This window comes from Streptococcus cuniculi, assembly GCF_001921845.1.
GTDB lineage: Bacteria > Bacillota > Bacilli > Lactobacillales > Streptococcaceae > Streptococcus > Streptococcus cuniculi.
Window position 1 is genome coordinate 189,843 of record NZ_MSJM01000003.1, and the last position, 20,398, is coordinate 210,240.

Genomic DNA, 20,398 nt, shown 5'->3' on the forward strand with positions numbered 1-20,398 from the left:
ACGTTAGATCAGATTTTTCTTGAGAATGGTCTGATAAAAGATTGGCGGGTAAAGATACTGTTCATCTTTACGCGCTAATTGCTGGTAATAGGTCTGAAAATTAGCATAGTAATCTGTCACGTCCTGCTGAACTTGAACAAAACCAGCTCTTGACTGGGGCGGGCGAATTTGGGGATAAAAGTCATCGAGGCTTTGAGTGAGTAAATTTCTCCCTTCCTGGTAAAGCTGGGCTTGGACTGCCATCCATTTGGGAGACTGGTAACGGAGCTTTCGGGCGATATAGTCCTGTAACCGTACATCGTGTTTCCCCTTAAAAACTAGCCCTCTTTGTCTCCGATACGGAAAACGTAAAAGTGCCAACAAGCTGCCCACTCCCAAGGGAAATTCCTTGCTCAAGCATTGCACACGGCCATGCAAGTCCTCATGAATCAGATAACGAAGGCGCAATTTTTGAGACCTTGCATCCAATTCCCAGAGGAAAAAACCGACATATTTGCTAAAGTATAAGAACTGCTTTTGCAGATTGGTCAAGCGGGTCTTCAACCACAAATCCTCTCCGAGAAGCCATAACACCTGATAGCCTGCCTGTTGATAAGAGCGGGTTCGCTCTTGCAAGCGCTCAATCGCCAAACTCGAACATTGAACTTCCAGAGCAAGTTTTTCCCCTAATAAAATATCTGCAATCTGCTCTATTTCAGGCAGGCGCTTTTCTAGCTCCGCCTTACTGTATTTCAAGGCCCACTGATACAAACCCGTTTTTAACTGAAGATGCTGGGCTGACTCATTTTCTGAAAAATACTGACAATTTTTGAGTGAAACATGCGCAAAATGGGCTCGAATAACCTGTCCTTTTCGCAAACGAACAGGACTACCACACCCCAGACAGAAAAATTTCTGACCTACAACTGCCTGATGTTCCACTAAACAAACCGACTGCCCCTGCTCATTTTGTGCAACTAACATAAGCCCTCCTATCTATCTTATTCGCAAAAAAAGTTGAACAATCTAAAGATTGTTCAACTTTTTGATATTTTTTCTACTACTCAATAAATATCACCATTTCCTCTTTTTGATATTTTCTTGGTAGTGCGAACGTAAAACCTCCTTCGGAGTTTCATTACTCATTTTTGAGCCTAAGATCTCAAAAATGCCGTTCTTAGCAACTACTTCACTGTCGCTAAGAATTCCACCACAAAGAAAATATCGGTTTAAGCTCACTTCGTTCACATTCTTCCCAATATAGTTAGAGAAGTAAAATTTTAGCCCAAACCTAGAAATGTAAGCGTGGAGCAGCCATTTAATAACGATACTAACAGACACTACTGCGATAATATGTTTTATTTCTGATAAGTATTTACCCAATCAGGCTACCATTTGGCACAGCAGGGTCAACCGTCAAGAGGGTTAAACTGTCGCCATGTTCTGCTGATAAAATCATGCCTTGGCTGATATGCCCCATCATCTTGCGCGGTTTGAGGTTGGCTACGATTTGGACTTTTTTGCCGACCAATTCTTGCTCGTTTGGATAGTATTTGGCAATACCAGAAAGAATCTGACGGTCTTCGCTATCACCTGCATCCAAGCGGAATTGGAGCAATTTATCACTACCTTCGACTTTTTTGACTTCCTTGACCTCTGCGACACGGATTTCAACTTTTTCAAAGTCGTCAAACTTGATTTCCTTGCGATTCAGGGTCAATTTGACCTCTTCTGGCTTCCATTCTTTTTCTACAACTGGCTTACCTGCTGCCATCTGTTCCTTGATGTAGGCAATTTCCTCATCCATCTCAAGGCGTGGGAAGATTGGCTGACCTTTTGCCACCACGCTCAAACCTGCTGGCAAGTCCGCAAGAGCTAGATTTTCTAGACTGCTTACGGTTTCCATGCCCAATTGCTCTAAGATTGCAGCACTTGTTGCCATCATGAACGGCTCAATCAAGTGGGCTACCACACGAAGACTCGCCACCAAATGGCTCATGACAGCAGCCAGTTCAGCGCGTTTTTCTTCCTCTTTTGCCAATATCCATGGCGCAGTTTCGTCGATGTATTTGTTGGTGCGGGCAATCAAGGTCCATACCGCTTCTAAGGCACGCGGATAATCTACCGCATCCATCTGCTTGTGGTAGTCGGCGATGGATGCTGCTGCTACGCTTGCCAAGTCCGCATCAAAAGCGGTGACATTTTCTACATAAGCAGGTACTTGTCCATCAAAGTATTTATTGACCATGGCTACGGTACGATTCAGAAGATTTCCAAGGTCATTGGCGAGTTCATAGTTAATCCGCCCCACATAATCCTCTGGTGTGAACGTCCCGTCTGATCCGACTGGGAGACTTCTCATGAGATAGTAACGTAGGGGATCCAGTCCATAACGCTCTACCAACATATCCGGATAGACGACATTGCCTTTGGACTTCGACATCTTGCCGTCCTTCATGACAAACCAACCGTGGGCAATCAACCGCTCTGGCAATGGTAAATCAAGCATCATGAGGAGAATTGGCCAGTAAATGGAGTGGAAACGCAAAATATCTTTTCCAACCATGTGAAAGACCGTTCCGTTCCAGAATTTGTCGAAATTCGCATGATTTTCCTGACCATAGCCAAGTGCCGTCGCATAGTTCAACAACGCATCAATCCAGACATAGACCACATGCTTGGGATTGGACGGTACAGGCACTCCCCAGGTAAAGGAGGTGCGGCTGACTGCCAAATCTTCAAGTCCTGGCTCGATAAAGTTTTTCACAATTTCATTCATCCGTCCGTCTGGCTGAATAAAGTCTGGATGCGCCTTGAAAAATTCGACTAAACGGTCAGCGTATTTGCTCAAACGCAAGAAATAGGATTCTTCTGACACCCATTCCACTTGGTGACCAGAAGGAGCAATCCCTCCGATGACCTTACCTGATTCATCACGAAAGACTTCTTCTAACTGGCTTTCCGTAAAGAATTCCTCATCTGAAACCGAGTACCAACCAGAGTATTCCCCAAGATAAATATCATCTTGCGCCAATAAGCGTTCAAAAACTTCTGCCACCACTTTCTCATGGTCATCATCCGTCGTGCGGATGAATTTATCATAGGAAATGTCCAAGAGTTCCCAAAGTTCCTTAACCGTAACAGCCATCCCATCTACATAGGCCTGTGGCGTGATTCCTGCCTCTTCTGCCTTGGTTTGAATCTTTTGACCGTGCTCGTCAAGTCCTGTCAAATAAAAGACATCATAGTCCATGAGGCGCTTGTAGCGTGCCAAAACATCGCAGGCAATGGTCGTGTAGGCAGAGCCAATATGGAGTTTACCAGAAGGGTAGTAAATCGGTGTGGTAATGTAAAAGTTCTTTTCTGTCATATTCTTTCCTTTCAGGGCAAATGAAACCCAGTTCTATCCTATCATTATATCACAAAAAGGAGCCTGATAACACACAAATTATCCGCTGAATGAGGGCAGATTGACCGAGGTATCGTGGAAGTTTGAGCTAGAAAGACGCCTAGTCTCTTCTCTTTTTGATATAATAGAAAAAGAACAAAAAGAAAAGGATACATTATGAAACTCATTTCATGGAATATTGACTCGCTCAATGCCGCTTTAACCAGCGATTCTGCTCGTGCGCAATTGTCACAGGCTGTTTTACAGACCTTAGTTGCTGAAGATGCCGATATTATCGCAATTCAAGAAACTAAATTATCTGCCAAAGGTCCGACCAAGAAACACTTGGAAATCCTAGACCAACTTTTTCCAGACTATGAAAATACCTGGCGCTCATCTGTCGAGCCAGCTCGCAAGGGCTATGCAGGAACCATGTTTCTCTACAAAAAAGGCTTGACCCCAACCATCACCTTCCCAGAAATCGGAGCGCCCACGACCATGGACTTGGAAGGACGCATCATCACCCTAGAGTTTGATAACTTTTTTGTTACCCAAGTCTATACGCCAAATGCAGGGGACGGCTTGAAACGCTTGAGTGACCGCCAAGTTTGGGACGAAAAGTATGCTGAATATCTGGCAACACTAGACCAAGAAAAACCTGTCCTTGCGACAGGTGACTACAATGTTGCCCACCACGAAATCGACCTTGCTAACCCTGCCAGCAACCGCCAATCGCCTGGATTTACCGATGAAGAGCGGGCTGGTTTTACCAATCTACTTGCTAAGGGCTTCACCGATACCTTCCGCCACTTGCACGGCGACCTGCCTCACCAGTACACGTGGTGGGCGCAGCGCAGCAAGACCAGCAAAATCAACAACACAGGCTGGAGAATTGACTACTGGCTGACCAGTAATCGCGTAGCCGACAAGGTGACCAAGTCAGAGATGATCGACTCAGGCGCCCGCCAAGACCACACACCAATCGTGATGGAAATTGACCTATAAGGTACAAAGCAACTATGCTCAATGGTTTTTACCTTTACAGATTATGAGGGAAATGATATTGCAGTAAGAGAAGCTACTCACAGATAGCAGATAAAAAACACTTGAAATGACTTTGATTTCAAGTGTTTTTATTTACTCATTCAAATTATTTTCAACTAAACGCTATAAGTAGCTACTTCTTCGGTCACAGCCACATTACAGAAAATAACTGCTTCTTACTCGTCTCTCTTTTTCTCCATCATCATCAATTTTCCTTTTTGGCCTTCTACATCTCTTTTTACAACAAAAAATCCTGAATGTTTATACGCTTTTTGGGCAAGGATATTTTTTTCATTTACAGCTAGGATAATATGATTTACTTCTAATTGTAAAGTTGAATCGATGAAGGTAAAGATGTCATTCAGAGCATGAGAGCCATAGCCTTGATTTCTGAAATTGTCATCAATAGAAAAGCCCCTAACAAGTGCATAATCCTGTTGATAATAGCCATACTCTTTAGGACCAGCATTTACATGCAGGCAAAAAAAGCCAATGAGGTGACCATCTTCATGATCAAGTATTGCTATCGGATACCTATCCCTATCTTTTTTAGATGTTTCAATAATATTTTGAGGAGTATCCGTATGCGTACTATCACTTAAAGAATAAGCCTGCAATGAATGGCCATGCTCAACTTCATGATACAAGGATAGTGTCACCATCATTAGTTCCTATCTTTCTTCTCTTACAATCCTAGCTCTTTATACTCTGTTCGGTAGCCAATCTGCAAGACTTTCCCATCTTGAATGAGGAGTGGCCGCTTAATCAGCATACCGTCATTTGCCAATAAGTCCAAGGCTTGCTCCACCGTCAGCTGGTCAAATTTGTCTTTTAAGCCAAGAGCACGGTAGCTATTACCTGACGTATTGAAGTATTTTTTGAGTTCAAGCCCTGTCGCTTCCATCCATGCCTTCAACTGGCTAGCTTGTGGCGGATTGGCCTTAATGTCAATCGCTTCAAATTCGAGCCCTAGAGCTTGTAATTCAGCCTTGGCAGCCCGACAGGTCGAACACTTTGGATATTCATAAAATAGTAACATTTTCTTCCTCTTTCTTCATTGATGATTCATGCGCTAATAACCAGCGCTTTTTTTCTAGCCCGCCTGCATAGCCTGTCAGTTGTCCTTTGCTGCCGACCACTCGGTGGCAGGGGATTAAAATAGAAACTGGATTTTTCCCGACAGCTCCACCTACTGCCTGACCAGAAGCCATTCCTAGGCGGTGAGCAATGTGACCGTAGGTCATCGTCTCTCCAAAAGGAATCTCCTGCAAGACCTGCCAGACTGCTTGCTGAAAAGGTGTGGCAGAAAAATCAAGCGACAGGCTCGATACATCAACCGCCTGACCTGCAAAATAGGCATCCAACAAGGAAACTGTCTGCTGCAGGACAGGGTGGTCTGTGACTAGCTGCGCTTCTGTCACACCGCGTTCAAAATAGCGTTGGTTCTCAAACCAAATTCCTCGCAGGCCTGTATCAGTTGCGACAATGGACAATTCTCCCAATGGTGAGGAATAGCTGCATTTATAGCAAGTCATCTTTGAATTTTTTGTTGATGTTTGGCTTTCCTTCTGAATCAAAAAGCGGGCGTAAATCACTATCATTGATACGGATATACTCGACACCCGTTTCTCTGTCAACCCAGAGTGCTGTGACAAGATTGATTTGAAAGACCTCAAATCGTTCTTTTAATTCCTTCACGTAGTCTTTTCGTTCTTTTTTGTCCATTCTTATTTTATCCTTTCGATGATTCGCACTTTGACAATATTCTCATCGGCTTCAAATTGCTCCGCAAGTGCCGTGATTTTTTCCTTGTCTGACTCATCCAAGTCAAGCATGGTATAGGCATAGTCTCCTTTTGAACGATTCAAAATATTGTCAATATTGATATTAAGGCTAGAAACCGCTGTCGAAATCTTCGCGACCATATTTGGCACATTTTTATTGATGAGCGTAATGCGAAATGGTGTTGAAAGTGCCTGATGCATATTGGGGAAATTGACCGAATTCGTGATTTCACCAGTTTCCATAAAGCGGCGGATGGTTTGACCTGCCGCAATGGCGCAGTTGAGCTCTGCCTCTTCTGTTGAGCCTCCAACGTGTGGAAAGACCGTAATGTGTGGCTGATTGAGCAAGTCCTCTGTTCCAAAGTCCGTCACATAGTGACCCACAACCCCTGTTGCAATCGCATCAAATAGGTCTTGATGGTTGACCAACTCACCGCGGGCAAAATTGATAATGGTGGTTCCTTTTTTCATCAGCGCAAAGGCCTGCGCATTGAACAATTCCCGCGTACTATCGTTGAGAGGGACGTGAACCGTGATATAGTCTGACTGGGTGAAAATGTCCTTTAAATCGTCCACACGCTTGACATGGCTAGAAATACTCCAAGCAGTTTCCACAGAGACATAGGGGTCATAGCCCAAGACATTCATGCCCAAACGACGAGCATCATTGGCGATCCGTGCACCAATCGCACCAAGTCCAATAACACCAAGGGTTTTGCCTGTGATTTCAGTCCCTGCAAATTGCTTTTTCCCTGCTTCGACCTGCTTGGGCACATCATCACCTGACAAGGTATTGGTCCAAGCAGTTGCCCCAATGTAATCACGCGCAGATAATAGGATGGAAGCAAGGACCGCTTCTTTTACCGCATTGGCATTGGCACCTGGCGTGTTAAAGACCACGATGCCTTGAGCGGTTGCTTCCTCAATTGGGATATTGTTGGTGCCTGCACCTGCACGGGCAATGGCTTTGAGATTTTCAGGAAAATCAACACCATGCAAATTTTCAGAGCGGATGATAAAGGCATCTGGATTTACTGCCTGGTCTCCGTCAATCTGAAACTTATTTCCCAATTCTTTCAAGCCAATCTGGTTAATATTATTAAAGGTTCGTACACTAAATACCATCTTATTTCCTAAAAGGGAGTGGTTCTTAGCCAATCCCTCCTCTTTCTATTGTTAGTTTAATCGTTTCGACCGAGCATCCAGCGGTCATCTTCAGCAATCTCTTGATAGAGGCTGGTTTCTCGCTTGGTTTTAATCTTCTGATAGGCCAAACGTTCTCCGTCAATCGGAACTTTTCCACAGTAGATAAAGCCTAATTTCTCCAAAATATGCTGCATGGCTACATTCTTTTCATGGGTGTCACAGCGGAAATCTGGGCCTTTCTGTCCTTCAATCAAACCTTGCAAAAACGTTTGAATAATCTGCTGACCACGGAAGGCTCCAGCCACTGCGACTCGGTGGAAGGTCGTATACAGAAAATTATTGTGCTGCCATTTGCCATCATAGATGTCATTGTAAGCAGGCTCATTGCCAATTTGCACAGCTGCATAAGCTGCCACTTTACCTTCTACAATCGCAACGTAACCGCGACCTGATAAAATATCCTCAAAAACATCTTCCTCATTCGGATAAACACCCTGCCACTGGCTGCTGCCTGCTTGGGCTAAAAAGGCACGTGCTTCTTCAAAAATCTGGCAAATCGCATTCACTTCATTGGGGTGGGCAAGCCGAATTTCCATTAGGCATTCTCCTCTTCAAATTTCTTCATAAAGGCTATCAAATCAAGCACACCTTGGCGTGGAAAGGCATTGTAAAGGCTGGCACGCATGCTACCAACAGAGCGGTGCCCCTTGATATTTTTAAAGCCTGCTGCGGTCGCTTCTTTGACGAATTTTGCATCCAATTCTGGACTTGGTGACACAAATGGAATATTGGCTACCGAGCGTTCTTCAACGTTACGAACAGGGTTTGTGTAAAAATCAGATTGGTCAATGTAATCATACAAAAGACCTGACTTTTCGCGGTTGCGTTTTTCCATTTCATCCACCCCACCGATTTCCTTAACCCATTCAAAGACTAGTTTGGCAATGTAGATGGAGTAAGCTGGCGGTGTATTGTAGAGCGATTCATTCTCTGCCTGAATGCGGTAGTCCAACATGCTGGACAAGACTGGCTTGTCACTCAAGAAATCCTCACGGACAATCACGACGGTCACACCTGCTGGTCCAATATTTTTCTGAGCGCCAGCATAAATCATGGCAAAGTCTTCCACATTGTAGCGGGCTGCTAAAATGTTAGACGACATATCTGCAATGACGGGGACACCATTGGTATCTGGAATGGTGTAGAGTGCTGTTCCCTCAATAGTATTATTGGTTGTCAAGTGGACATAGGCTGCTTCAGGATCAATCGTATCCTTATCAAAACGTGGCAACTCTGCATAGGTAATGTCCTCTGTTGACCCTAGCAAAATCGGTTCAAACGGAATCGTTTTTGAGAGTTTAACCGCTTCGGTATAGGCTTTCTTCCCCCATGAACCACCTGCTAGATAGTAGGCCTTCTTGCCACGGGCAAAATTGAGCGGAATCATGGTAAATTCAAGCGATGCTCCCCCTTGTAAGAACAAGACCTTATAGTTATCTGGAATGGCCATTAACTCTCGCAAGAGGCTTTCAGCACCTTTTATAATATCATCGAACTCTTTGGAGCGGTGCGACATCTCTAATACACTCATGCCTGAGCCATTATAATCCAGAAATTCAGCCTGCGCTTTTTCTAAGACAGGTTTTGGCAATACTGCAGGACCCGCAGAAAAATTATAGATTGTCATCATAACCCTCCAAAATTAACAAGATTTTGTTTATTATATCACAAATTTTCAGACTATTCCATCTTTTTCACTTTCTTATAGTATATTTATTCGGGTTTTACCACCTACTGCATGTTCCTTTTTGATAAATATAAGGATAAAAAAACTGGAGATTTATTTCCCCAGTCCATGATACTGATCATATACTTCTTGTTTTTTGAGTTGGTAGCGTTTGGCGACTTCCTTGATGGCTTGGTTGGGCTTGTGACCTGCTGCGATGAGCATGTCGACCTCTGCTTTCAAGTCTACTTCTTCAGTCCCAGCTACTTCTTCTCCATCATGTCCTGATACGATGATGAGGCATTCACCTTTGAGGGGATGGTCTGCGATAAAGGCCACAATTTCACTGATATGCCCGCGTTGGTATTCTTCGTACAGCTTTGTCAATTCTCGCACGACAACAACCGAGCGGTCGCCGTACACCGCCTGCATATTTTCCAAGGTCGCCTTGACCCGATGCGGTGATTCGTAGAAAATCTGTGTTTCAGGGTAGTGCTTTTTTTCCTCAAAAAAGGCTTTTTGCTGACCAGCTTTCCGCGGTAAAAATCCGTAAAAAATATGCGGTTGCGGCGCTAACCCTGATGCAATCAGGGCCGTAATTCCTGCTGATGCCCCCGGAAGCGCAACGACTGGAATATTTTCAGCAATCGCAGCTTGTACCAAGTCATGACCCGGGTCAGAAATACTCGGCAAACCCGCATCTGATACTTGCGCAATCGACTGACCTGCCCGCAACATCTCTAACAAAACGGGAATTTTTTCATAGGCATTATGCTCATGAAAGGATATCTGACGTGTCTCAATTCCAAAATGCTTGAGCAAAAGCCCCGTGTTTCTCGTGTCTTCTGCTGCAATACTATCCACCTCTTTTAAGGTCTCAATCGCCCGAAAGGTCATATCTTGAAGATTGCCAATCGGTGTCGGAACAAGATACAGGGTGCCGAAAGGTAAGGAATGTTTAACTGATTTTTGAATCTGCATGCTTACTCTCTATTCAATAATTCTTCACAAAACAGACATGGCTCATCATTGTCCCTGCGTTGACCATAGGAAAAAGTACAGATATGAAAACCATCCTCGTAGATATTTTCCAAATTTTCCTTCCCAAAATTCGCCGTCCGATTCTGTTCACGGTCATCTTTTTCTAAGCGCTCCCGTAATTTGGAATTTTCCAAGCGTAAATCTGTATTTTCTTCAATCACACCGCGCAAGTGTTTCTTGATGGCTTCTACTTCTGCCAGTGTGACCAGCAGCTGTTGAGAAAAACCATCTAAGGCATCAAAAATCTCTTTCTTATCCATGCACTATCCTTTCACTTGTTTTTCTGTTGATAATAGCCAGTATTCTAAGGCATTTTGCAGGCTAACATTGCTCTGCCATTGCTGGCGTGCCAGCTGTAAATTCTCTAAATAAGTCAAGACCCTAGGCTCTGTCATCTGATCTGCCAATAAGAGCGTGAGTAACCCAAACAAGCGGGATTGATCCAGTTTTTCTGGGGCAAGGCGCACCAAGTTTCCCACCTGTACATAAGCCTTGTTGGGCTGTTTCAACAGGATATCGAGCCACTTTTTTGCGACCGTTATCAGGTCTAAAAAGGATTTTTGGCTCGCTAATTGCTTGGCTTCTTCGATGCTTGCGACGAGTCTAGCAATCAGCTGCGCCTGCGTTTTCAATAAACCTTCTTCTTCCAGCAATCGTTCTAAAATAGGCAAATTTTTCGGAAAGGCTACAATTTGAACTCGGCTTTTAATGGTTGCTAAAACGGCATGTTCCTGATTGGTCAACAGAAAAATCCGAATATCACTTTGAGGTTCTTCGATAACTTTCAGGAGAGAATTCGCCGCATTAGGGTGCATCTTCTCTGCATCCCGAATGATGAAGACCTGCTGGTTCGACTCAAAACCTGACTGGGAAAACTGCTTGACCAAATCGCGAATCGTCTCGGTCTTAATCGTATTGCCCTGGGGACTGACCACGGTCACATCGGTAAATTCGCCCTGTTCAATCAACCGACAAGAGCGACACTGTCCACAAGGAATTTCTGCTACCTTATCTTCACAAAAAATCGCTTGACTGAGAAAAACAGCCATTTCAAAGCTAGCAAAATCGCCCGAAAAAAGATAGGCATGCGCCAAGCGTCCTTGCTGCAAAACGGTCTGAAAAGACTGGTAAAGCTGGGGCTGTAACCCTTGTAATTCTTCTTTTTTCATGTATTACTTAAAAAATCGGTCATAGATAGCAGTAAAAGCTGCCTCTACCACTTCCTCCACGGATTTAGAAGCATCAATTTTCACGACACGCTCTGCTTCCTTATCTAAAATCGCCAGATAGCCTGTTCTGACACGCTCGTGCATGTCTAGAGCCTCCATATCAAGCCTGTCAACATCCCGATCAGCATTGCGAGCAATCCGCGCCAAGCCTTCTTCCACATCAATATCAAAATAGAGTGTCAAATCTGGCTTTAGCCCATCTGTCGCATAGTGGTTGAGCCAATCAATCGCTGCAATGTCCAATCCCCTACCAAAACCTTGATAGGCGACAGAAGAGTCGATAAAGCGGTCAACCAAGAGCAGCTGGCCACTTTCCAAGGCTGGTAAAATGCGCTCCTTCAAGTGCTGGCGTCGTGCTGCAATGTAGAGCAACAACTCCGTCTTATCATCCATTGCTGTATTTTGAGGATTTAAGATGACCGAGCGAATGTCTTCTGCAATCGCAACGCCTCCTGGCTCACGGGTCATTGTGACCTGCTTTCCTAGTGCTTCTAAACGCGGTACTAATTCTTGTAAAACCGTGGTCTTACCTGCACCGTCTGGTCCTTCCAATGTGATAAATATTCCTTGTGTCATGTGAATCCCCTGTTTTTTTGATACTCGGTAAAAATCTGATATCATTTCTCAATCGTATTTCCTCTTATTTTACCAAAAAAACAGAGAAAAAGCACTCTTTATTTGTCTTGTGTATCCGCTTTAAATCTGTTAGAATGAGAATAGACCAACCGAAGGGAGCAGGGAATGCTAAGATTTAAAAACCTCTTTTTTGTGATACTGGGAGCTGGGCTTTTTTCTTTTGGGCTCAACTACTTGATTATCCCCAACCACCTCTACGAGGGCGGAGCAACGGGAATCAATCTGATTCTCTACTATCTTTTAGGCATTCAACCTTGGATTATGAATATCCTCATCAATATTCCTCTCTTTATCCTCGGCTGGAAAATCCTGGGCAAACGGACCCTCTACTACAGTATCATCGGTACTGTTGGTGTGACTGCTTGGCTAGCCCTGTTTGAACACATTCCCATCACCATTCCGCTAGAAGGAGACTTAATCTTGGTATCCATTCTTGGGGGAATCCTTATGGGTGCGGGACTGGGGATTATTTTCAAGGCTGGTGGAACCACAGGAGGAAGCGATATTCTCGCTCGAATCGGCCATAAATACACCTCTTTTACCATCGGACAAATTATTTTATCCATCGATGTCTTGGTTCTTACGCTGACCATTGTCGTCTTTCATGACCTGCGCAATGTCCTCTATACACTGATGATGGTCACCATCGTCTCCCGTGTGATTGATCTCATTACAGATGGAAACTACGGAAGCAAGGGGGTCATGATTGTCTCTGAAAAATCTCAAGAGTTGGCACAGGCCATTGATGAAAATATCGAGCGTGGTATCACCCTCATCAAGGCCCAAGGCTTCTATAGTCGTAAAAACATTGACATGGTCTACTCTGTCATCTATAAGAGCCAATTACAAGAAATGAAGGACTTAATCCACCGCATTGACCCCCACGCCTTTATCACCATCACCGATGCCCACGAGGTTTTAGGCGAAGGATTTACCCTTGATAGCAATAAACAACCTTTTGAAAAATAAAAATGCGCCATTCACCACTCAAGGTGAATGGCTTTTCTCTTGTCCGCAGTTCAGACCTTCCTTTCAACAGAACTCCCTCGCTTGTGCAAGACCAAACTAAAAAGAGCAAATGCTCTTTTTAATTTGAAGAAAAAATTCTTTTATGATACTTTTCTTAGGTGGTGCGGACGGTAGCGACTTCCTGCGGAGTAAAATAATCCAGTGGATTATTTTAGCCCGAGCCCAGAAACAAAGGAGCGAGGATAATCGATTTCTACGAAATCACGATTTTTATCCCACTCCCTGCTTTTACCACAGCGAAAAGTATCTGATGAGGCTCGCTCCGCTCGCGAAAATCGAATGTTCAGTTAGCAAGGCTTTTGAACTGGTTTAAATAGTTCTTGGAGTTAGTCTACGTTCTAAAGAGGCTGGGACATTTAGCCCAACCTCCTTATTTTTATAATTTGAGCAGGTTGACGCAATGGTTGATTGATATCTTTGTTCGCTTTCAGGCTCCAAAGATAATCTAATCAACTGTGCGGGGGTGGGAGTAAAATAATCCAGTGGATTATTTTAGCCCGAACCTAGAAATAAAGGAGTGAGGCTAATCGAACTCTTACGAGTTACCGATTTCTGTCCCACTCCCTAAATTTTTTTGGTTTCTGTGGGCACGAGGCTGTCCACTTTGATTCCAGCCTGCTCAAAAATCTCTGATAAGTGTTGGCTGTCCACCTTGCCTTCAATCTGGACTTCGATGACGACGCTACCTGATTTGTCGGCAATCTGAACAGTGCTAATGATATTATAGCCTTGTTCTGAAATCAAGCGGATAATCTTCCCTAGCTCACCAGCCTTATTTTCGACCAAGAAGCGGACACGAACACCAGCCTCACCATAGCCAGAGACATGGAGGAAGGCTGCAAAGACATCACGATCCGTAATGACACCCGCCATTTGGTCATTGTCCACAACAGGTAAAATACCGACCTTGTTTTTATACATCAGATAAACGGCATCTTCTAGGCTGGCAAATTTAGAAACGGTAATGACATCACGAATCATCACATCCCGAACCTTGGTCTTATTCAAGAGATAATTCATCTCATAGATGGATAAGCTCGTTGCCTTTGAAGGACTCGCTTCTGCAATGGTCCCTTCTGTCACAAGACCGACCAATTTATCATCTTCAATAACAGGTAGACGGTGAATCGCTTGCTCACGCATCAATTCAGCTGCATGCGCAATCGTTGTATCTGGTGAAATGTAGACCACCTTTCGGGTCATAAAATCTTTAACTGCCATGTGCAATCCTCCTAGTCTATTGTAAGGTTATTATACCACAAAAGAAAAAAACTCACTATAGCAGCGAGTTATTTTCTTTCTTAATCTCTTGAGCCGAAGATACGCAACAGATTCAAGAATAGATTGACAAAATCGAGATAGAGAGATAAGGCCATTGAAACGACCCATCCTTGCCCAACTTCGCCATTTGTTTCTTCAAAGACATAGCGGATACGTTGGTTGTCATAGGCAATCAAGCCTGAGAAAATGAAGACAGAGATGATTGAAATAATAAAACTCATGCCTGAACTTGCGAGAAAGAGATTGACCACACTTGCAATAATCACACCAATCAAGGCTGCGTAGAGGGCCTGCGCCATGCCTGAAAGATTTTTCTTCGTAGTCATCCCAATCACAGCCATTACACCAAACATCAAGGCTGCTGTCAGAAAGGCTGTAAAGACAGTTTCCCGAGTGTAGGCCAGAAGGACGATACTAATCGTAAAACCATTCATGACCGAGTAAGCTAAAAACATGGGCAAGGCCAAGGGGCTATTTTGCGCTGCCATACGAGACGCCGCAAATACCAGACCAATTTCAGCCAACATGACGAGCCAGATGGCGAATGAGCCACCTAGCAAGAGACTACGCGTCATTTCCCAAAAGGTAGTCAATGACAGATAAGCTACCAAGGCAGAAAGTCCAATTCCTGCTGCCACAAAGCCATAAATTTTACCAAAGAAACGATTCAAAGCGGTATTGTCCACTTGATTGATAATATAAGGTTCTTGATTCATCCTAATCCTCCTTTAATATATAAACGATGTTAACGAAAGTAAAAACTGCCTTGTTTCCACATTTTTTGTAAGGGCAGGGTTGCCTCCCTTACCGCCCAATACTTGTCCACACAGGTTACAATCCACGATTCCTTGTAGCGCGGTGGTGCAATGGTTGCACCGAACATGTGCTTGACAATAATATCTTCTTCGACCTTGTTAAGCGTGGTCAACTTCTCCGCATTGCGCTTGGCAATCCGTGGATGAACCCAAGCATGACTCTTTTTAAATTTGGTATTGCGCCAATCATAAAAAAACAAATCATGCAAGAGACCGCCCCTAGCCGTTGATTTCGCATCCCAGCCCAATTTCTTTGCAATCTTGTAGCTGGTGTAGGATACATTGATTGAGTGTTCCAGACGGGTCGAGTGATAGTGATGAGGGATTGTCCCGAGTTTTTGCACCTTGGGCTTTTCAATCAAATGCCCCACATAGGCCATGTACTCTTCATCTTCTGTATAAACTGTCATTCAATCACCTCGTTTTTCTATTATATCACAGTTTAGCCTTTCTAGCTTAAATAAAGCTAAAGAGAAGAATCCCCGCTGCCACCGCAACGTTTAAACTCTCTGCTTGACCTGGCATAGAAATGTGGACCAAGTCATCTGCCTGGCTCTCGACTAGGGGTGAAATACCTTGCCCTTCATTGCCCATAATCAGGGCAAATGAGCCTGTGACTTCCACCTCCTTGTAGTCGATGGACTGTGCTGACAAGGTGGTCGCTAAAATTCGTATCCCCTGCTCTTTCAACTGCGCTAGCAATTCTTCCATGGCCACCCGATAGACAGGAAGGTGAAAATGGCTGCCCTGCATAGAACGTAGGGTTTTTAGACTGTAAATGTCTGCGGACTTGTCCGAAATAAAGACAGCATCATAACCTGCGGCATCTGCCGTCCGAATCATGGTCCCGACATTGCCTGGATCTTGAACATCTTCTAGCACCAAGTATTTCCCCGTCACAGTATCAGGAATGGTGGCCTGTGGCAGGGCTAGCTGCGCGACAATCCCCTGCGGGGTCTGGCTGTCTGCCAACTCCTGCAAAATCTCTGGGCTAACCACCGTCACAGGAACATCTCCTACTACCCTATCCACATATTCTTCTAGGATAAAAACCCGCTCAATGCCAGCCTTAGCCTGACAGGCTTCATCAAACAAATGCCAGCCCTCAATCAGATAGGACTGCTTGCGGTATTTCTTTTGGTGTAATTTTTTTGTGTCCTTTATCAGTCGATTGGACTTGGAACGAATAACTTCCATATGATTCCCCATTTTCTTTCATTACCATCAATGATATAATAAAGTAAAGGTCTTGTCAAAAGGAGAAGCGCATGCAAAAAGTCAAAATGATTGCCTCTGGTCGGGTACAGGGAGTTGGTTTTCGCTGGTCCGTCCAATATCTAGCAGCAGAAATCGGAGGTATCTATGGCCGGGTCTGGAACAACGAGGACGGAACCGTCACCATTCTCGCTCAGTCTGAGAACTCTGCCAAACTTAGCCAGTTTATCCAAGAAATCAGAAAAGGACCATCACGTATGGCCAAGGTCACCTATCTGGATGTCACCCTTGCCAACTTTGAAACCTTTAGTGATTTTCAGGTCAAACAGTGGCATTAAAGACTTGTATATTTTCTCCAAAACAAGTAAAATAGAGTGTATCATGTAAAAAAGGAAATGAGAACGTGAAAAAATCAAACCGTATATTATTGTCAGGGCTTGCCCTCTCTATGCTCTTCTTCCTATCGGGCTGTGTAGAGACCAAAAATGGTGTCCCAACTGGAGAAGGTTGGGTCTATAAACTCCTCGTTGAACCGATGGGAAATGTTATCCAGTTCTTTGCTGAAAATCAGGGACTCGGATTTGGGGTTGCCATTATCGTTGTGACCATCTGTGTCCGCTTGCTCATCTTGCCACTGGGTATTTACCAGTCTTGGAAAGCAACCTACCAATCTGAGAAGATGCACTATCTCAAACCGATTCTTGGACCTATCCAAGAACGGATGAAAAATGCTAGCTCGCAAGAAGAACAACTCGCTGCCCAGCAAGAACTCTTTGCTACTCAAAAAGAGTATGGTGTCAGCATGTTTGGTGGATTTGGATGTCTTCCACTACTGATTCAAATGCCTTTCTTCTCAGCCCTCTTCTACGCAGCTCGCTATACAGAAGGGATTGCTGATGCTAGCTTTATGGGCATTGCTCTTGGTAAACCAAGCCTCATCCTAACAGCTGTAGCTGGTGTCCTCTACTTCTTCCAGTCCCTTCTCATGCAAGTTGGTCTGGAAGAAGAGCAAAAGAAACAGATGAAGTCCATGATGCTGATGAACCCGCTCATGATTGTCTTCTTCTCATGGAGCTCTCCAGCTGGTGTGACCCTCTACTGGGTAGTCGGTGGAGTTGTCGGAATCATTCAACAAGTGATTACCAACTTCTTCCTCAAACCAAAACTCCGCAGACAGATTGCAGAAGAGTTTGAGCAAAACCCACCCAAACCACTCCACACAAGTACCCGTGTCAAAGATGTGACCCCTACGATGGATAGCGCCATTACAACCTCATCATCGAAAAAGAAAAACCGCAACGCTGGAAAACAACGTTCGAGATAAAAAATAACTCTATTTCTTGGTATGAAGCCTCATACTAGAAATAGAGTTTTCTTTTTGGCACTTTGTCAACTGTAGTGGGTGACAAAGTGCCAAAAAAATCTACTTTATCTCTCGATAAAATGGAATCATGATACTATAATCCGTTATTTGGTTTTTTCAACCTTCAAAATCTTGACATCGTAGCTACCAACAGGTGTCTGAACAGTCGCAATGTCGCCTGTTTTCTTGCCGATAAGGGCTTGACCAATTGGACTTTCATTTGAGACTTTATTAGCAAAGGCATCGGCTCCTGCCGCTCCTACAATCATGTAGACTTCTTCGTCGGTCTCACCCACTTCTTGAATCGTCACAGTTTTACCGATTGCGACTTCGTCTGCTGCTACTGCATCACTGTTGACAATCTCTGCATAGCGAATTTTGGTCTCAATCATTGAGATTTGACCTTCGACAAAGGCTTGCTCATCTTTTGCTGCCTCGTACTCAGAGTTCTCAGACAAGTCTCCGTAAGAGCGAGCAATCTTGATACGCTCAACAATTTCAGGACGACGAACGAGTTTTAACTCTTCTAATTCTTTTTCCAATTTTTCCTTTTCTTCAATCGTCATTGGATATGTTTTTTCAGCCATGTTCTTTTTTTCTTCCTTTACATTTAAAATTCTGTGATGAAAACAAAATTATGCGGAAAACCACATAATTTTATCCGAGCTATTGCTCTAATTGTTTACTTTGCTATTGACATATTTTTCAACGTTTTGATTGTGCTCTTCACCTGTCTGGGCAAAGTAGACCGCACCTGTCGTAACATCTGCTACAAAGTAATAATAGTTTGTTTTGTTTGGAGCGAAGGTTGCTTCAATTGCAGAGAGACTTGGGCTATCTACTGGACCAGGCATCAAGCCAGTGTTGACATAGATATTATAAGGAGAAGCAATGTTGGTGTCAATCGTTGTGTCTTCTTTCAAGGTCGTCTTTTCACCCAGCTTATCCATTGCATATAAAATCGCAATGTTCGACTGGAGTGGCATACCAATATTGAGACGGTTGAAAAATACACTTGCAATGTTGCGTCGATCTTCGTCAGTTGAACCTTCTTTCTCAACCAGTGATGCCAAGGTCAAAAGCTCGTTGACGTTGAGGCCTTTTGCCGCTAATTGTTCATAGTAAGGCTGCAAGCGATTATCCATGGCTGCAAGCATCTGCTCAATCAGCTCTTCCATCGTTGTCTCTGTTGAATAGTCATACGTCGCTGGGAAGAGATAACCTTCCAAGCGGTACTTGACCCCGCTATTTGCCGCAGGCAGACTGCCCAATAATTTTGGATAGGCTGCTACCATTCGATTAATGAAGTCCTCATTTTGAACAGTTTCAAGAAAGGCCTCTTCCGTGAATGGGGTTTTATCTTCCTTATCAGCTGTGTGAACATTGTCTGTGATTGCCCGAGCGATTTGTTTGATTGTCAGTCCTTCTACGACAAGGACTTTTCCTGCAACTGGCTCTTGCGCTGTCGGCGTTCCGCTTTCTTGCAAGGCTTTTGCAAGTTCGTCTACTGACATAGACTGGCTCAAATTGTAGAATCCACTTTGAAAATTGTTATAGCTTTTTAGTTTTGCGTAATAATTGAAAACCGTTGCATTTTTGATTAAATGATTTTTCTCGAGAATGCGCGCAATCTCTTTTGTCGAAGAGCCCTCTGGAATCTCTACTTGAACCATTTCCGTTGCCTGCGTATTGACTGGTTCTAAACTTGATTTGATATAGAAGCAGACGGAAATTCCTGTTATCACTAACAAGAGGATAACGGCTGTCATCACAAATTTGACAATCCGTTTTGCCACATTGTCTTGCGTTTTCCGATTTCGGTTTCGTCTTTGTCGCATGTTAGGTTGCATATCCCTAGAAATTCTACTAGTATCAGGAGAGATAATCGTATCTTCCAATAATCCTTCGTCTTCGCTAACAGTTTCAGTCAATGATGGGCGATGAAGAGCAACCGTATCGGTTAAATCCTCTTCCATCCATTGATGGTCTGAAGTGTCAGAAAGAAAATCAGCTTTTTCTGAAGCAGATGTTGCTTTGATGTCTTCTAAATCGCGTAAAATTTTATCACGAAAACTAGAAGGCTTCCCATCCTTTTCACGTGCATCTTTTGTCACAATAAAGCTCCTTTCAAACAGTTACAAGCCATTATATCTTAAAAGTGTTACAAAATCAAGCAGGGTTACTATGTCAAGGACATTTCCAGTACATATCGTACCAAATTTTGCCTCCGAACTGGGATTCTGAAACACCCAACTCTTCAAACTGATACATGCCGTAGTAAGACAGGAGATAATCCTTGCAGGTTAGGCTGATGCCCTGATAGTTTCCTTGGACTGCGATTTCCTTGATTGCGGCAAGCAGCAAAGTTCCCACACCCTGACCCTTATAGGCATCCGCTACGGATAGACTGACAATTGCTAGATATGGTCGGGGACCATCCACCTGCTCAAGTCTTTCAAACAAGTCGTCCGTAACTGTCGCTTGCTCTGTTGGAAGTGCCAAGATGTAACCTGCCACGACTCCCTCATCTTCTATCACCAGACAGGTCTTCTGCTCATGTTCTAAATAAAAAGCTAGCACTTCTTTTGCAATCTGTTCTTCCTGGCTGAAATTGTCTTGTTCAATGCGATTAACCGCTTCAAGGTCTGCGAATCGTGCGTGTCGAATTTGCATGTGTTCTCCTTAAAATTAGCAGAGACAGTGGAAAATCCGCTGTCTCCTG

Annotated in this window: 24 protein-coding genes; 4 read left to right on the plus strand and 20 right to left on the minus strand. The window is 43.9% G+C overall.

Annotated features, from left to right (window positions below):
• Window positions 1-3: 3 nt before the first annotated feature.
• A complete protein-coding gene (locus BU202_RS04245) occupies window positions 4-963 on the minus strand; it encodes a competence protein CoiA (protein ID WP_075104562.1) in 960 nt (319 codons plus the stop codon).
• Window positions 964-1,354: 391 nt separating this feature from the next.
• Entirely contained in the window at window positions 1,355-3,349 is a 1,995-nt protein-coding gene (gene metG / locus BU202_RS04255; RefSeq protein WP_075104564.1) for a methionine--tRNA ligase, read from the minus strand.
• Between the two features lie 195 nt (window positions 3,350-3,544).
• On the opposite strand from metG, the gene BU202_RS04260 reads away from it, so the two are divergent.
• The gene (locus BU202_RS04260; RefSeq protein ID WP_075104565.1) at window positions 3,545-4,372 is read left to right on the plus strand and encodes an exodeoxyribonuclease III; all 828 of its coding nucleotides are present in this window, start codon (window positions 3,545-3,547) and stop codon (window positions 4,370-4,372) included.
• Window positions 4,373-4,587: 215 nt separating this feature from the next.
• On the opposite strand, the gene BU202_RS04265 is transcribed toward BU202_RS04260, so the two are convergent.
• The 11 genes from BU202_RS04265 to tmk all read right to left on the minus strand — a co-directional run bounded on the left by BU202_RS04265 (window position 4,588) and on the right by tmk (window position 11,913).
• Window positions 4,588-5,076: a GNAT family N-acetyltransferase gene (locus BU202_RS04265; RefSeq protein WP_244149017.1), complete on the minus strand. Its 489-nt coding sequence runs from the start codon at window positions 5,074-5,076 to the stop codon at window positions 4,588-4,590.
• Window positions 5,077-5,096: 20 nt separating this feature from the next.
• Window positions 5,097-5,450, minus strand: coding sequence for an arsenate reductase family protein (locus BU202_RS04270; RefSeq protein WP_075104566.1), 354 nt, complete (start codon window positions 5,448-5,450; stop codon window positions 5,097-5,099).
• The gene (locus tag BU202_RS04275) at window positions 5,434-5,946 is read right to left on the minus strand and encodes a methylated-DNA--[protein]-cysteine S-methyltransferase (protein ID WP_075104567.1); all 513 of its coding nucleotides are present in this window, start codon (window positions 5,944-5,946) and stop codon (window positions 5,434-5,436) included. Before BU202_RS04275 ends, BU202_RS04270 begins: the two co-directional genes overlap by 17 nt.
• Window positions 5,933-6,136, minus strand: coding sequence for a DUF6440 family protein (locus tag BU202_RS04280; protein ID WP_075104568.1), 204 nt, complete (start codon window positions 6,134-6,136; stop codon window positions 5,933-5,935). The genes BU202_RS04275 and BU202_RS04280 overlap by 14 nt, the downstream gene beginning before the upstream one ends.
• A gap of 2 nt (window positions 6,137-6,138) precedes the next feature.
• Window positions 6,139-7,320, minus strand: a complete 1,182-nt coding sequence (locus BU202_RS04285) for a phosphoglycerate dehydrogenase (protein ID WP_075104569.1) — start codon at window positions 7,318-7,320, stop codon at window positions 6,139-6,141.
• 56 nt (window positions 7,321-7,376) lie between these two features.
• On the minus strand, window positions 7,377-7,937 hold the full coding sequence (locus BU202_RS04290) for a GNAT family N-acetyltransferase (RefSeq protein WP_075104570.1): 561 nt from the start codon (window positions 7,935-7,937) through the stop codon (window positions 7,377-7,379).
• The gene (serC, locus tag BU202_RS04295; protein ID WP_075104571.1) at window positions 7,937-9,028 is read right to left on the minus strand and encodes a 3-phosphoserine/phosphohydroxythreonine transaminase; all 1,092 of its coding nucleotides are present in this window, start codon (window positions 9,026-9,028) and stop codon (window positions 7,937-7,939) included. Before serC ends, BU202_RS04290 begins: the two co-directional genes overlap by 1 nt.
• A gap of 153 nt (window positions 9,029-9,181) precedes the next feature.
• On the minus strand, window positions 9,182-10,048 hold the full coding sequence (gene rsmI / locus BU202_RS04300; RefSeq protein WP_075104572.1) for a 16S rRNA (cytidine(1402)-2'-O)-methyltransferase: 867 nt from the start codon (window positions 10,046-10,048) through the stop codon (window positions 9,182-9,184).
• 2 nt (window positions 10,049-10,050) lie between these two features.
• Window positions 10,051-10,368 carry a DNA replication initiation control protein YabA gene (gene yabA / locus BU202_RS04305; RefSeq protein WP_075104573.1) on the minus strand — a complete coding sequence of 106 codons (318 nt, stop codon included), beginning with the start codon at window positions 10,366-10,368 and terminating at the stop codon, window positions 10,051-10,053.
• A 3-nt stretch (window positions 10,369-10,371) separates the two neighbouring features.
• Complete coding sequence (locus BU202_RS04310) at window positions 10,372-11,277, minus strand: DNA polymerase III subunit delta' (protein ID WP_075104574.1); 906 nt, start codon at window positions 11,275-11,277, stop codon at window positions 10,372-10,374.
• A gap of 3 nt (window positions 11,278-11,280) precedes the next feature.
• Complete coding sequence (tmk, locus tag BU202_RS04315) at window positions 11,281-11,913, minus strand: dTMP kinase (protein ID WP_075104671.1); 633 nt, start codon at window positions 11,911-11,913, stop codon at window positions 11,281-11,283.
• 165 nt (window positions 11,914-12,078) lie between these two features.
• Between tmk and BU202_RS04320 the strand changes: the two genes are divergently transcribed.
• Window positions 12,079-12,942 carry a YitT family protein gene (locus tag BU202_RS04320; RefSeq protein WP_075104575.1) on the plus strand — a complete coding sequence of 288 codons (864 nt, stop codon included), beginning with the start codon at window positions 12,079-12,081 and terminating at the stop codon, window positions 12,940-12,942.
• A 624-nt stretch (window positions 12,943-13,566) separates the two neighbouring features.
• Here the strand turns inward: BU202_RS04320 and BU202_RS04330 are convergent.
• The 4 genes from BU202_RS04330 to BU202_RS04345 form a co-directional block, all read right to left on the minus strand.
• The gene (locus tag BU202_RS04330; RefSeq protein ID WP_075104577.1) at window positions 13,567-14,223 is read right to left on the minus strand and encodes a CBS and ACT domain-containing protein; all 657 of its coding nucleotides are present in this window, start codon (window positions 14,221-14,223) and stop codon (window positions 13,567-13,569) included.
• Between the two features lie 80 nt (window positions 14,224-14,303).
• Entirely contained in the window at window positions 14,304-14,999 is a 696-nt protein-coding gene (locus BU202_RS04335; RefSeq protein ID WP_075104578.1) for a Bax inhibitor-1/YccA family protein, read from the minus strand.
• Window positions 15,000-15,028: 29 nt separating this feature from the next.
• On the minus strand, window positions 15,029-15,508 hold the full coding sequence (locus tag BU202_RS04340; protein WP_075104579.1) for an HDIG domain-containing metalloprotein: 480 nt from the start codon (window positions 15,506-15,508) through the stop codon (window positions 15,029-15,031).
• A 46-nt stretch (window positions 15,509-15,554) separates the two neighbouring features.
• Window positions 15,555-16,295 (minus strand): TrmH family RNA methyltransferase, encoded by a 741-nt coding sequence (locus BU202_RS04345; RefSeq protein WP_075104580.1) that lies wholly within the window; start codon window positions 16,293-16,295, stop codon window positions 15,555-15,557.
• 71 nt (window positions 16,296-16,366) lie between these two features.
• Here BU202_RS04345 and BU202_RS04350 point away from each other — a divergent pair, with 71 nt between their 5' ends.
• Together BU202_RS04350 and yidC are read left to right on the plus strand one after the other, a co-directional pair.
• Window positions 16,367-16,651: an acylphosphatase gene (locus tag BU202_RS04350; protein ID WP_075104581.1), complete on the plus strand. Its 285-nt coding sequence runs from the start codon at window positions 16,367-16,369 to the stop codon at window positions 16,649-16,651.
• 65 nt (window positions 16,652-16,716) lie between these two features.
• A complete protein-coding gene (gene yidC, locus BU202_RS04355) occupies window positions 16,717-17,637 on the plus strand; it encodes a membrane protein insertase YidC (protein WP_075104582.1) in 921 nt (306 codons plus the stop codon).
• 143 nt (window positions 17,638-17,780) lie between these two features.
• On the opposite strand, the gene greA is transcribed toward yidC, so the two are convergent.
• From greA to BU202_RS04370, 3 genes are all read right to left on the minus strand, one after another.
• Window positions 17,781-18,263, minus strand: coding sequence for a transcription elongation factor GreA (greA, locus tag BU202_RS04360; RefSeq protein ID WP_075104583.1), 483 nt, complete (start codon window positions 18,261-18,263; stop codon window positions 17,781-17,783).
• An 87-nt stretch (window positions 18,264-18,350) separates the two neighbouring features.
• Window positions 18,351-19,790: an endolytic transglycosylase MltG gene (gene mltG / locus BU202_RS04365; protein ID WP_083605754.1), complete on the minus strand. Its 1,440-nt coding sequence runs from the start codon at window positions 19,788-19,790 to the stop codon at window positions 18,351-18,353.
• A 73-nt stretch (window positions 19,791-19,863) separates the two neighbouring features.
• Entirely contained in the window at window positions 19,864-20,349 is a 486-nt protein-coding gene (locus tag BU202_RS04370; protein ID WP_075104584.1) for a GNAT family N-acetyltransferase, read from the minus strand.
• Window positions 20,350-20,398 lie beyond the last annotated feature (49 nt).